The 12,874-nt window shown below is 32.6% G+C and carries 12 protein-coding genes and 1 tRNA gene; 10 read left to right on the top strand and 3 right to left on the bottom strand.

Features of this window, described 5'->3' with window-relative positions; all coding sequences use genetic code 11:
* Positions 1 to 63 precede the first annotated feature (63 nt).
* Entirely contained in the window at positions 64 to 597 is a 534-nt protein-coding gene (locus tag AMO19_RS01315; protein WP_025882049.1) for a DUF3611 family protein, read from the top strand.
* On the opposite strand, the gene surE is transcribed toward AMO19_RS01315, so the two are convergent.
* Positions 577 to 1,386: a 5'/3'-nucleotidase SurE gene (gene surE / locus AMO19_RS01310; protein ID WP_075507022.1), complete on the bottom strand. Its 810-nt coding sequence runs from the start codon at positions 1,384 to 1,386 to the stop codon at positions 577 to 579. The genes AMO19_RS01315 and surE overlap by 21 nt on opposite strands.
* Before the next feature lie 68 nt (positions 1,387 to 1,454).
* Between surE and pheS the strand changes: the two genes are divergently transcribed.
* Positions 1,455 to 2,462 (top strand): phenylalanine--tRNA ligase subunit alpha, encoded by a 1,008-nt coding sequence (gene pheS, locus AMO19_RS01305; RefSeq protein ID WP_075507021.1) that lies wholly within the window; start codon positions 1,455 to 1,457, stop codon positions 2,460 to 2,462.
* A 69-nt stretch (positions 2,463 to 2,531) separates the two neighbouring features.
* Positions 2,532 to 3,440, top strand: a complete 909-nt coding sequence (locus tag AMO19_RS01300; protein WP_075507020.1) for an NAD(+) kinase — start codon at positions 2,532 to 2,534, stop codon at positions 3,438 to 3,440.
* 13 nt (positions 3,441 to 3,453) lie between these two features.
* On the opposite strand, the gene cbiT is transcribed toward AMO19_RS01300, so the two are convergent.
* Positions 3,454 to 4,728, bottom strand: coding sequence for a precorrin-6Y C5,15-methyltransferase (decarboxylating) subunit CbiT (cbiT, locus tag AMO19_RS01295; RefSeq protein WP_075507019.1), 1,275 nt, complete (start codon positions 4,726 to 4,728; stop codon positions 3,454 to 3,456).
* Between the two features lie 83 nt (positions 4,729 to 4,811).
* On the opposite strand from cbiT, the gene AMO19_RS01290 reads away from it, so the two are divergent.
* From AMO19_RS01290 to lexA, 6 genes are all read left to right on the top strand, one after another.
* The gene (locus tag AMO19_RS01290) at positions 4,812 to 5,063 is read left to right on the top strand and encodes a hypothetical protein (RefSeq protein ID WP_075507018.1); all 252 of its coding nucleotides are present in this window, start codon (positions 4,812 to 4,814) and stop codon (positions 5,061 to 5,063) included.
* On the top strand, positions 5,038 to 5,538 hold the full coding sequence (locus tag AMO19_RS01285; protein WP_075507017.1) for a DUF3122 domain-containing protein: 501 nt from the start codon (positions 5,038 to 5,040) through the stop codon (positions 5,536 to 5,538). Before AMO19_RS01290 ends, AMO19_RS01285 begins: the two co-directional genes overlap by 26 nt.
* A gap of 15 nt (positions 5,539 to 5,553) precedes the next feature.
* A complete protein-coding gene (gene ribD / locus AMO19_RS01280) occupies positions 5,554 to 6,648 on the top strand; it encodes a bifunctional diaminohydroxyphosphoribosylaminopyrimidine deaminase/5-amino-6-(5-phosphoribosylamino)uracil reductase RibD (RefSeq protein ID WP_075507016.1) in 1,095 nt (364 codons plus the stop codon).
* A 114-nt stretch (positions 6,649 to 6,762) separates the two neighbouring features.
* Complete coding sequence (gene ftsH / locus AMO19_RS01275; protein ID WP_075507015.1) at positions 6,763 to 8,625, top strand: ATP-dependent zinc metalloprotease FtsH; 1,863 nt, start codon at positions 6,763 to 6,765, stop codon at positions 8,623 to 8,625.
* 28 nt (positions 8,626 to 8,653) lie between these two features.
* Positions 8,654 to 9,577, top strand: a complete 924-nt coding sequence (gene argF / locus AMO19_RS01270) for an ornithine carbamoyltransferase (protein WP_075507014.1) — start codon at positions 8,654 to 8,656, stop codon at positions 9,575 to 9,577.
* A 59-nt stretch (positions 9,578 to 9,636) separates the two neighbouring features.
* Entirely contained in the window at positions 9,637 to 10,254 is a 618-nt protein-coding gene (gene lexA / locus AMO19_RS01265) for a transcriptional repressor LexA (RefSeq protein ID WP_075507013.1), read from the top strand.
* A gap of 1 nt (position 10,255) precedes the next feature.
* Here lexA and AMO19_RS01260 read toward each other — a convergent pair whose 3' ends face one another.
* Positions 10,256 to 12,061: a hypothetical protein gene (locus AMO19_RS01260; RefSeq protein WP_075507012.1), complete on the bottom strand. Its 1,806-nt coding sequence runs from the start codon at positions 12,059 to 12,061 to the stop codon at positions 10,256 to 10,258.
* A gap of 283 nt (positions 12,062 to 12,344) precedes the next feature.
* Here AMO19_RS01260 and AMO19_RS01255 point away from each other — a divergent pair.
* Positions 12,345 to 12,417: transfer RNA gene (locus AMO19_RS01255), tRNA-Ala, on the top strand.
* Positions 12,418 to 12,874 lie beyond the last annotated feature (457 nt).

The following is a 12,874-nucleotide window of genomic DNA, read 5'->3' as shown; positions in this document are numbered from 1 at the left end:
TACGTGCAATTTTATGATTTTAGTGGCAAATTTGGATTGATTACAGTTTATTCAATCAAATGAATGTCTGACAAAATGGATTTTCAGTCTCTTTCATTTGGAATGAGGCGCATTGGATGGATACGCTTTTGGGTTCAGTCCATTTTAGGCGTTGTTGTTGCAGCTGTTTTGCTTTTTTCAAATGTTGTAAATAACAGCGAAGGACAACTTGGCTTAGCGCCTGGTCTATCACTTACAACAATTTCCCTGATTTTACTACTTTTTAGTCTTTGGCAAGGTTGGTTAATAGTTAGAACAGGAAGAGCAATCGCAAGCAACGCCAGACCCTCAAGAGGACAAACTGGTAAATTGATAAAACGAGGACTAATAGTTGATTTATTTGGGATTTTGTTTGGATTAATTGGATATCAAGCTCTTATGGGAGCCTTATTTATACAAGCATCCTCTCAAACAACTGGACAATTGATAACAGCGACATCTGATATCCCAATTACTGGTCTTGAAATATTATCAGTTCTCAGTAACACGCAAGTTATCGCTGCTCATTTTTTTGGACTTTGCTTTTCTTTATGGCTTTTAAGAAGGATTTACAAATGAATTATTAATTTTAGGTAAGTCATCTAAATTACCTCTCCAAAATAAATCAGGTTCTACAGGTGTAAGAGATATTTTATTTTCTTGTATTTGAGATACATCACTAGGCCAATTCTTAGGACCGTAACCTTTCGATTTGAGATCTAAAACAACTTCACCTGCTAACCAATAATAATCATCACCCCTCGGGTCTTCCCTTTTGGAAAATTGATTTTTATATTTCCTTACCGATAATCTTGTCCAGGATAATTCTTTTATCTTGTTTTTATCGCAGGGGGGTATGTTCAAATTTAATAAAAGTGAAGCTGGCCAACTATCCTTAATTGCTTGTTCGGCAATATTCATTGCAATTTCTCCAGCAAATTCAAAATTCTTCCATTTAAAACTAGCAACACTTATTGCCATGGAGGGAACATTTTCTAAAGTGCCTTCCATAGCTGCAGCTACTGTGCCTGAACAAAAAATATCTGTTCCTAAATTGGGACCGTGATTTACTCCAGATAGTACTAGATCAGGTTTATGATCCAAGAGTTCAGATAGTGCTAATTTGACACAATCAGCAGGAGTGCCGGAACATCCCCAAGCTTCAATTCCTTCTCCAAATAACTCGTCAGCTTTTTCCACTCTTAATGGGGACTGTAAAGTAAGACCATGACCAGTAGCTGATCTTTCTTGGTCAGGACATACTACTTTTACTTTATGACCTCTTTTCTGGGCTGATTTAGCTAAAGCTCTTATCCCTGCTGCAAAAACGCCATCATCATTGCTAATTAATATATTTAACGGTTTCATTAATCAATACATTTTATTTATGGACGATATTTAAGTAAGATAAAGCAATACTTATTTTTACTATATCAGTGAGTGAAATTGAATCATTAAGTCAAATTGAGGAAAAACTAAATAATCTTTCTCTAATAGCAAAATCTAATATAGATAATTCTAATACTCATGAAGAACTAGATCAATTGAGAGTTTCTTTGCTAGGAAAAAAAGGTGATTTATCAATTATCTTGAAAACAATGGGTCAATTATCTGCTACTGATAGACCAATTATTGGCCAGAAGGCAAATTTAATAAAGATAAATTTGCAAAAACTAATAACTGAAAGAAAAAATAAACTAAACAACGAAGCTTTAGATAAAAAGATTAAAAAAGAAAAAATTGATGTAACTATCCCTTCAATTGGAACACCCCCTGGGAATAAACATCCTTTGATTTCAACTCAAGATGAAATAATAGATATTTTTTGTGGTTTAGGATACTCAGTTGAAAGTGGCCCTGAAATTGAAACTGATTTTTATAATTTTGAGTCTCTCAACATACCTAAAAATCATCCCGCAAGAGATATGCAGGATACTTTCTATTTAGATGAAAATCGACTTTTAAGGACCCATACTTCTCCTGTTCAGATAAGATACCTAGAGAAAAATCCTCCTCCAGTAAGAATTATTGCTCCCGGAAGAGTATATAGGAGAGATGCAGTAGATGCTACCCATTCCCCTGTATTTAATCAGGTTGAGGTTTTATGTATTGATCAAGACATAAATTTTAGTCATTTAAGAGGAACAGTTCTTGAATTTTTAAAGACCTTTTTTGGAGATATTCCTGTAAGATTTAGAGCTAGTTATTTCCCCTTCACTGAACCTTCTGCAGAGGTAGATGTTCAATGGAAAGGTAAATGGTTAGAAGTAATGGGCTGTGGAATGGTAGATCCTAAGGTCTTAGAAAAATTAGGAATAGACTCTGAGAAATGGACTGGTTTTGCAGCTGGATTAGGAGTTGAGAGATTTTGTATGGTGAGACATCAGATAGACGATATCAGAAAATTTTACACAAATGATATTAGATTCTTGGAACAGTTCTAATAGTATTTAATTTTAAATTAGGATTGTCCAACAAATTAGTTTAAGATAGTCCTAGTTTTAATTTTTTGATTGGTACGTAAAGCTGGACTAATCGTTAATGATGGAAAGGAACTAGCTGTTCAAACTGCAACTTCTGTTCAAAAAAAATTGGAAAAATCTAATTTTGAAGTTGTAAGAGTTAGTAGCTCTGGAGGGATGGTTGGGTTCGCAAACCCCGATCAACATGTTCGTCCTTTGGGATATACGAATTGTGTCCCTGAGGGGTTTGATTCATCAATGGAATTTGCAATTGTTCTTGGCGGAGATGGAACTGTACTTTCTGCTGCAAGGCAAACAGCACCTGCTAAAATTCCAATCCTTACAATTAATACTGGTCATTTAGGATTTCTTGCGGAAGCTTACTTATCTAACCTAGATGAGGCTATAGATAAAATAATTGCTGGAAATTGGGATATTGAAGAAAGAACTTGCTTTATTATTAGTGTAATGAGGAATGATCAGAGGAGATGGGAGTCTCTTTGCCTTAATGAGATGGCTCTTCATAGAGAACCTCTAACAAGTATGTGTCACTTTGAGATTTCTATAGGACGACATGCTCCTGTGGATATTTCAGCTGATGGAGTAATTTTATCTACTCCAACTGGCTCTACTGCATATTCTCTGAGTGCTGGAGGGCCAGTTATTACACCTGATTGTCCAGTAGTACAATTGACTCCAATTGCACCACATTCTTTGGCCTCAAGGGCACTAGTTTTTAATGATTCAGAACCAGTAACTGTTTTCCCTGCAACGCCTGAAAGGTTGGTAATGGTTGTTGATGGAAATGCTGGTTGTTATGTTTGGCCTGAAGATAGACTTTTAATAAGAAAAAGTAAACATTCAGTAAAATTTATTAGACTTGAAGATCATGAATTTTTCCAAGTTTTAAGAAATAAACTAGGTTGGGGTTTGCCCCATGTGGCTAAACCTAACAAATAGCAATTATTTGAATTTATTTTTTCCCTTTTAATAGAAAAACAGGATTATTTGGTTCTAATCTCATTCCCTCAGCTATACTTAAGCTTTTGTAGGTCTGAATTAAATTTAAATTTGTTTTGAAATTTTTATCTTCTAATTCCTCTTTCAATTCTTTAATAGTTTGAAAGTCAATTATTGGGATAACGATAATATCTCCAATATTCATCCATTGATTCAAGGAATTAATAATTTGAAGCTTAGTCTTTTTATCACAGCCTCCAATTACTAATCTATTAGGTTTTTCAAAAGGACTTAAATTTTTTGTATTCAATATTTTGTTGATGTCATCTTCACAAATAAATTTTGGTTTAACGCCAAGCCTTTCTGAGTTTTCTAGTATTAATGCTTTTGAGCCAAACCTTTTATCGATACAAAACAAATCTAAGTTAGGCCTTAATTTTAATGCCTCTAATCCAATTGACCCACAACCTGCTCCTATATCCCATATTACGCCATTTTTTGGGAGCTCTAGATCAGCTAAGATTTGAATACGAACCTCCCTTTTAGTTAATAAGTTTGGTCTATCATCAAAAGTCTTAAAAATATGGTCACTGATTCCGAAAAGAGGGAGATTATCATTGGAGTAATTTTTCTTTGTTTTTGTAAGAATAACAATGTTCAAACTTGATATATCAGAGGGTAATGATTCTTTAAGGTTTAATTTTCTTATATTTTCTTTGTCGAAACCTACTTCTTCACAGAGCCAAAAATCATAGAAGTTAATCAGATTTAATTCTGATAAGTTTTCTTTGATTATTTCTAAACTATTATTATTTGAATCTGTAATAATAGCTAAACTTGAAGGCCTTGCTTTAAGAGCCTCAACTAATTTGGTAGGATCTCTGCCATGAATACTTACATTAACAGCATCTTGCCACGGAATCTTTAACTTACTAAATGCTAATTGAATGCAAGTATTTGAAGGGTAGAAATTTAATTCATCTTTTGAAAAATTTTCTAGTAATATTCTCCCAATTCCAAACCAAAGTGGATCTCCTCTAGAAATTAAAATAGCATCAGTTTTTTGAGATCTAAGCCAGTTAACAAGTTCTTGATTACTTTTGCTCGAAAAAAATGATTTCTTTTTTAATAAACTATTTTCGCTCCATGATTTAATTTCTTCAAAATATGAATTTGGAACTGCAATATTTGCTGTTTCTAAAAATAGGTTTTGCGACTTGAAAGATAGATCCTCAAATTTAAAAGAATTGATCCCAACTACATGAATTTTTCTATTAACTTCAGTCATCAATATTTATTGAAATAGAACAAAATTGTTTGAATGTTTTATTAAATTATTTTATTATTATTCGAGTTACCATAGTAAATTAATTGTCTGAAAGGAGAAAGAGATTACATGATTTATTGTTAACTCTAATTAATAAAGATAGTGAATTTGAGTTTATTGAAGAAGATTCTAGCGATTTAACATCTAGCTATTCTGAAAAAGACACTTTTAATTTATCTCGAGTTATAGAAAAAAATCGTAAAATAATCAAAAGATATCAAGCTATTGTAAGAACAGCTGTAACTCTAGATGCTCTTATGGATTCTGAAAATGAAGAAAATTACAAAATCAAATAAAAGAATTTTATTAAAAGGAATATTACCTTTATTTTTACTGTTATCTTTTATTTTTAACCCATTAAAAGTATCTGCAGAAGTTGCAGAAACAGAAATAAATGGGGAATTAATAAATGCTAGTAGTGAGTTTTTAAGGGACTTGGACTTTGAAACTTGGCAATTAGTAGCTTATAAATCACCTCTTTTTGAAGATAAATTAATCTTGAGAGTAATAGGATATCCAGGAAATCTCAGAATTGACCATCCCACTGACTTGAGGGTTGATTCAGGAAGAAAAAAGTGGTTTTTAGATGATAAAACATTACTTAATGCGGAATTAGCAAATGATGGAAGACAAGCCGCTGCAGAATTTGATCTTGAGGAATTTATACAAAATTTAGATAAAAATAGACCATTAAGATTATCTTTGTCAGGGGTTTTTTCTGATTTACCTGTGCCTCCTTTCGTTGTCAAAGAGTGGAGATCAATTAACTGAATTTGATTTTTGGAGATGTCTGAAAAAAATGTAAGCCATGTAAAGTGGATGAAAAGAGCTATTTTTTTAGCTTCTTTAGGCAAAAATACATCGAGTCCTAACCCAAGGGTGGGAGCAGTGATACTTGATAAGAATGGAAAGCTTATTGCAGAAGGATTTCATTACAAGGCTGGTATGCCTCATGCTGAAGCGATGGCTTTTAATAATTTAAAAAAAGATGCTAGAGGTGGGTCAATTTATGTAAATCTTGAACCTTGCTGTCACCAGGGTAGAACACCTCCATGTGTAGATAGTGTGATATCCTCTGGTATAAAAAAGGCTTATATATCTATTCAAGACCCTGATGTAAGAGTCGCTGGTAAAGGTATCAAGCTGTTAAAAGAAGCTGGAATACAAGTTCACTTAGGATTATGTAAAAAGGAATCCTTAGATTTAAATAAGGCTTTCATTTATAGGAATATTACTAAAAAGGCATTTGGTGTTTTTAAATGGGCAATGAGTATTGATGGACGAATAGCTTTAAAAAATGGAAAAAGTAAATGGATTACTAATGAAGAATCAAGGTCATTAGTGCACTCTTTTAGAGCAGAATTTGATGCAATAATCATTGGCGGGAACACATTAAGAAGAGATAATCCTCTTTTGACTACTAGAGGTTTAAAAAATCCTGAGCCTTTGCGAGTTGTTTTTACAAAAAGTTTAGACCTGCCAACAAATACTAATCTTTGGGATTGTAATAAGGCAAAAACAATAGTTATTTATGATTCTTCAACGGCAAATGAAAACTACCTCACTAGGATTCCAAAGTCTGTTGAGGTTGAAAAGGTATCGTCAGATAATCCAGAGTTAATTTCAAAAATACTTGCTAAAAGGGGATGTAATAAAGTTTTGTGGGAATGTGGCCCTCGATTAGCTACTGCCGCTATTAAATCTAATTGTATTCAGGAAATTATAACTTTTATTGCTCCAAAAATTTTAGGCGGAGAAAATAGTATGAATCCCCTTGGGGATTTTGAGTTTGAAGAAATGCAAGAAATTATTAAATTAAGCAAATCTCGGCTTAGTTTGATTGGTGATGATATATGTGTTATGAGTTCATTCAAAAATTAATTTTTAAGATATTTTATATGGGTTAAAGTACCGTACGGTTCTCACCCAAAAAAAACAATACAGATACGGAAACTGTTGGTTTAGTTTATAATAAGTTCAAATTTGACCACAATTATGCCAATAAGACAAGACGATAATCAACCTAATAGAAGATTTGGAATAGTAAATATCATTTTGATAGGAGTTGGAGCACTACTTTTATTTAGTAGCCTTTTCCCTAATCAAAATATGCAAATCCCTAGGGTTCCTTACTCGCTATTTATTGATCAAGTTAATGACGGAGAGGTAAAGAGAGCATATATTACTCAAGAACAAATCAGATATGAGTTAAATGGAGCTGAAGAGGGTGCCCCCGCAGTGTTGGCAACAACCCCAATTTTTGATATGGATCTTCCTCAAAGGTTAGAAAGTAAAGGAGTTGAATTCGCTGCTGCTCCTCCAAAGAAACCTAATTTTTTCTCAACTATATTGAGCTGGGTTGTTCCTCCTTTGATTTTTATACTTGTCTTACAATTTTTTGCTAGAAGAAGTATGGGAGGCGGAGGTGCTCAAGGTGCTTTAAGTTTTACTAAGAGTAAAGCTAAGGTTTATGTACCAGATGACGAATCAAAAGTAACATTCGCAGATGTAGCAGGAGTTGATGAAGCTAAGGACGAATTAACAGAAATAGTTGATTTTTTAAAAAAACCAGAAAGATATACTGATATTGGAGCAAGAATACCTAAAGGTGTACTCCTTGTAGGACCTCCAGGAACAGGAAAAACTCTTCTTTCTAAGGCTGTAGCTGGCGAAGCAGAAGTCCCTTTCTTTATTATTTCGGGTTCTGAATTTGTTGAACTTTTTGTAGGTGCAGGTGCTGCTAGAGTAAGAGATCTATTTGAACAAGCTAAGAAAAAAGCTCCTTGCATTATCTTTATTGATGAATTAGACGCAATTGGTAAAAGTCGCTCTGGCTCAATGGGAGTTGTAGGAGGTAACGATGAAAGAGAACAAACTCTTAATCAGCTTCTGACTGAAATGGATGGTTTCGCCTCAACTGATAAGCCAGTTATAGTACTTGCTGCTACAAACCAGCCTGAAGTGCTTGACGCGGCACTTCTAAGACCAGGAAGATTTGATAGACAAGTTTTAGTGGATAGACCAGATTTGTCAGGCAGAAAAACTATATTGGAGATCTACACAAAAAAAGTTAAACTTGCAGACTCAATAGATTTAGATTCTATCGCTCAAGCTACCAGTGGATTCGCTGGAGCCGATTTAGCTAACATGGTAAACGAGGCTGCTTTACTTGCAGCTAGAGCAAAAAGAAAAAGTGTAGAACAACAAGACCTAAGTGAAGCGATAGAAAGAGTTGTTGCTGGATTGGAAAAGAAGAGTCGTGTTTTGCAAGATGATGAAAAGAAAGTAGTTGCTTACCACGAAGTCGGTCATGCAATTGTTGGTCATCTTATGCCTGGAGGCTCTAAAGTTGCGAAGATTTCTATTGTACCTAGAGGCATGAGTGCGTTAGGTTATACCCTTCAATTACCTACTGAAGAAAGATTTTTGAATTCTAAAGAGGAATTAAAAGGACAAATTGCTACACTTCTTGGAGGAAGATCTGCAGAGGAGGTTGTCTTCGGAAAGATTACTACAGGAGCTTCAAATGATTTACAAAGAGCAACTGATATAGCCGAACAAATGGTTGGTACATTTGGAATGAGTGAAATACTTGGCCCCCTTGCTTACGACAAACAAGGTGGAGGTCAGTTTTTAGGAAATGGTAATAATCCAAGGAGATCTGTTAGTGATGCTACTGCTCAAGCAATAGATAAAGAAGTAAGAGACTTGGTTGATGATGCGCATGAAACTGCACTCAATATTTTGAGAAATAATTTATCTCTTCTTGAATCGATTTCTCAAAAAATTCTCGAAGAAGAAGTTATTGAAGGGGAAGATCTCAAGACTCTTTTAGCGGAAAGTAAAATGCCTGCATAGTAGAATTGAGATCCTCATACAAAGTTAAATGCTAAAGCCAATCAAGCTTGCTAATAAAAATTTTTTATCAAGCTTGGATACTTCAAGTCATGAGTTGTTTCATATTCTAGATATCGCACAAAATTTTAAAAATAATGACTTAAATATTGAACTCAAGGATAAGGTTTTAGGTCTAGTTTTTGATAAGTCTTCTACTCGAACAAGGGTTAGTTTTCAGGTCGCAATGTCTAGACTTGGAGGTACTACAGTTGATCTGAATCCCAGTACTTCCCAAATTGGGAGGGGCGAGCCAATAAGAGATACAGCAAGAGTATTAAGTAAATATTGCGATGTGCTTGCGATAAGAACCTTTAAACAAACTGATCTAGAGGAGTATGCAAAATGGTCTTCTAAGCCAGTTATTAACGCCCTTACAGATTTAGAACATCCTTGCCAGGCTTTGGCTGATTACATGACAATTAAAGAGGAGTTTAATGATTTTGAAAATGTAGTTTTGACGTTTATAGGTGATGGTAACAATGTCGCCAACTCTCTAATTTTGTGTGGAGCTTTATTAGAGATGGAAGTTAGAATTGCATGCCCCTATGGATATGAACCTAATAATTTGGTAATCAATAGAGCCAAAAAAATATATAAGAATAAAAACCTTTTAAAAATCACTAATGATCCTATAACTGCAGTGCGCGGAGCAAATGTTTTATATACAGATGTTTGGTCATCAATGGGGGAAGAGAATAAAAAAGAAGTTAAAGATAAAGACTTTGTTGGATTTACGATTGATCAGAATTTAGTAAGAAAGGCTGATAAAGATGCAATTATTCTTCATTGTCTTCCCGCTTATAGAGCTAAAGAAATAACTGATGAAGTAATTGAAAGTAAAAAAAGTAGAATTTTTGAACAAGCAGAAAATAGAATGCATGCACAACAGGCACTTCTGTCTTGCCTTCTCTAATAAAAGATTGCAATTTTACTTTTAAAGAGGTACAAATGTATTAGAGTACAAATGTTTTTATGACAACTTCTGAAAGTAATAATCTCACAGATGCGCAGAACGAGCTATATGCATGGATAAAGAACTATATGATGGAATTTCAGCACAGTCCCTCAATTAGGCAAATGATGCAAGCTATGGGTCTCAAATCTCCTGCTCCAATTCAAAGTCGTTTAAAACACTTACAAGAGAAAGGATACATATCATGGCAAGAAGGTAAAGCTAGAACTATGCAAATAGTAGACGAAATTGCAAGTAAAGTTCCAATTATGGGTTCAGTTGCTGCAGGAGGGTTAATAGAAACTTTTTCTGACGTTAATGAAAATTTGGATTTATCTGAAGTTTTACAAAAAAAGAATGTTTTCGCGCTGACCGTAAATGGTGATTCTATGATTGATGCTTGCATCGCACATGGAGATATGGTTTTGATGGAACCGATTAAAGATTATTATTCGCTTAGAAATGGAGATATTGTAAGTGCTTTGGTTCCTGGCTTGGGAACAACTTTAAAATATTTTCTTAAAAAAGGAAATAAAATTTTTCTTGAAGCTGCTAATCCTGCCTATGAACCCATTGAGTTAGAGCTTGATCAAGTCATTTTTCAAGGCAAGCTGTTGGCAGTGTGGCGTAAAGTTTAGATCAATAAATCAAATTTAATTTAATACCAATTCTGGTTTCTTTAGCTCTTAAAAGTTGTCCTAAATCTTGAGTTCCTAAAGCATTTGATGCATAAAGATCCATTGATTTTTTATCATTGAAAGAATATCTAATTGAAATGGTATTGTTTGAATTTAAATTTTTATCTAATAAATAATTTATTTCGGGAATAATTTGTAAATTATCAGAGATATTCCAATAAATTGAAGCACCGATACTTCCAAACTTTTCTGATCCACTTAAAAAATATTTTGAGCTTATGTTTGAAGCAAGCCAACTATTTATTCTATAAGTATTAATTATTTCAGAGAGGATATATCCTTGATTGGTACTTTCGTTTCTACCTAAAGAGGTTCTAAATGATGTCCACAAAAAATCGTTTTTTTGAGGTGAAAATAACAAAAATTTACCTCCAATTCTTAAATTAAAATTATTTTCATCAATATATGTGTCCGTAAATTTTTTATTTATATGAATATTTTCTTTGACTTTATTCATACTTCCTAAATTTATAAGTTCTAGTTGGAAAATATTTGATAGTGAGTAACGATATGACCCAAAATAACTGCCTTCTGAATCAATATCTAAGACATATTGACTTGTCCCATTATCTTGTATTAAAGCATTATTTACTGTTATGCCACCAAAACTTACTTGTTTATCCCTTTTATTTAATGGTCTTAGAGGGTTGTCTTCGCCATATGGTATGTATTTAATATTTGCTGTGTAAAGTGGTAAATTTTTTGATGGTAATGTTAATATCCCTGTTGAGGGAGTTGATCCAAAACTATTTGTAATTTTTGTTTGAATTCCGATTTTTTCGTTTAAATCCAAATTAAAACCAAAACTATAAATTGGTTTTTTACTAAAGTTCAAATTTTTATCAAAGTGATTATTTCCTGGACCTAAAGGATATGTTAATGATCCATGTAAAGTTAAATCCTCTAATAAGTTAAAAGTAATGCCATTACCGATAAAAAAATTATTTCCATAGAAATTGTCTCTAGTAGTTCTATCTCCAAGTTTTTTTGGTAAAAAAATGAAACCAGGAACAAGACTATAGGTCAAATTTTTTGTAAATTTTTTTTCATATGGTAGTGAAAATGAATATATTATTTTGCCGAATTTATCTTTATCAAAAAAATCATTTGATTCATTAAAAATACTTTTTGTTTTTGTTGATCCGCTGCTTATCTTGAAATATTCAATTGCAGAAACAACAGATAATGAAGAATCTAATTTTTCCCAACTCCATATTTTTTGTTTTAACGATAAGGCATATGTCTGAAAGGCATATTCTGCACTCTTACCATTAATGTAATTGTATGTTGAATCATCTGCTTCAGCAAAATATCCTGAAATTTGAGAGAAATCAGTTAAACCATAATCGATTTTAAATGAATTATTTTGCTGGCCTGTACCTCCAGATTTACCTCCGCCAAAAGAAGATTTCCATTCTACAGAAGTTTGTATCTCATTATCTTGAACTAAATTATTTGATGGTATGATTGGACTTATTTCATATATATTGTTGATTGTTGTTTTTATTAAACTGCTGTTGTGATTTTTTTTAAAGTTACCCTTTTTGGATTTACCCTCGAGGTTAATTGATTTCTTTTCTTTTGGTAGCACCTCCCATTTTATTTGATTTGTCTGATTATTTGATTTGTTTTCTTCAATAATTTCCCATTTTAATGACTTTTCACCAAGACCTCTAATACTTTCACTGAAAGACTTTAAAAAAAAATTTATTTGTATAAATATTATTATAAAAGTGAAATATTTCATTTTTAAAAAAAAACTTTTTAAAGAGGTATCTTCAATAAAAAATTTAAAAATATTTTAACTTAACCTTTTTATAATATCATTTTTAAACAGAACAAAAAATTTGATTTTAATTTAAAATTTTTTATAAATTTAATTATCAAAAAAGCATACTACAACTTGTAAATCTCTAGGTGAATTTTAAGGTGCTGAAACCATTAATTAAACGCTATAAAGTACTATAGGAATTACGGCAGTTACGAAAGAGATCTTAAGATAGATGGATATGACTGACGTTTTGAGATTTGGGGCCATAGCTCAGCTGGTAGAGCACCTGCATGGCATGCAGGGGGTCAGCGGTTCGAATCCGCTTGGCTCCATTATTTATATTGTTCTGTGCATTTATCCTTTGATAGCTTTAAAAATATATTTAGTTTGTATTTAAATCTAGCGCTTCCCTTGAACTCAAACTTAAATCTAGATAAGCAATTCCTCAATAAAATTTATTTAAGTTTCTAGTTTTCTATTGAAATAGAAAAACAAGTAACCTTTATTGAAAAGAACGAAGTACTTTACATTTTAATAGATTCTTCAATTAATCATTAAATAGTTTCCAGATTTTGCTTGATTTGACTTGTTAACCAAAATATTTTTAATGGCAGTTAATTTAATTCTTAGTGAAAATTTTTTTATTAATAAATTTATATATTAATCAATCACTCCATTTTTATTAAAATCAACATTAAATATACTTTCATATCCATTAATTGTTGCCTGCTCGTCAGTTAACCAGCCACTGCCAGAAGTTATGACTCCAGAAGAATTTGTTGACCATAT

The sequence above is a fragment of the Prochlorococcus marinus genome (assembly GCF_001180245.1).
Classification (GTDB): Bacteria; Cyanobacteriota; Cyanobacteriia; order PCC-6307; family Cyanobiaceae; genus Prochlorococcus_A; species Prochlorococcus_A marinus_F.
Note: the sequence above shows the minus strand (reverse complement) of the source record. Positions and strands in the feature narration are given on the sequence as shown.

Coding starts and splice junctions, on each gene's coding strand:
- AMO19_RS01315 (WP_025882049.1), top strand. CDS start 64: ATGTCTGACAAAATGGATTTTCAGTCTCTTTCATTTGGAATGAGGCGC.
- argF (WP_075507014.1), top strand. CDS start 8,654: ATGCTAAAGCCAATCAAGCTTGCTAATAAAAATTTTTTATCAAGCTTG.
- AMO19_RS01285 (WP_075507017.1), top strand. CDS start 5,038: ATGAAGAAAATTACAAAATCAAATAAAAGAATTTTATTAAAAGGAATA.
- lexA (WP_075507013.1), top strand. CDS start 9,637: ATGACAACTTCTGAAAGTAATAATCTCACAGATGCGCAGAACGAGCTA.
- ftsH (WP_075507015.1), top strand. CDS start 6,763: ATGCCAATAAGACAAGACGATAATCAACCTAATAGAAGATTTGGAATA.
- AMO19_RS01260 (WP_075507012.1), bottom strand. CDS start 12,061: ATGAAATATTTCACTTTTATAATAATATTTATACAAATAAATTTTTTT.
- surE (WP_075507022.1), bottom strand. CDS start 1,386: ATGAAACCGTTAAATATATTAATTAGCAATGATGATGGCGTTTTTGCA.
- ribD (WP_075507016.1), top strand. CDS start 5,554: ATGTCTGAAAAAAATGTAAGCCATGTAAAGTGGATGAAAAGAGCTATT.
- cbiT (WP_075507019.1), bottom strand. CDS start 4,728: ATGACTGAAGTTAATAGAAAAATTCATGTAGTTGGGATCAATTCTTTT.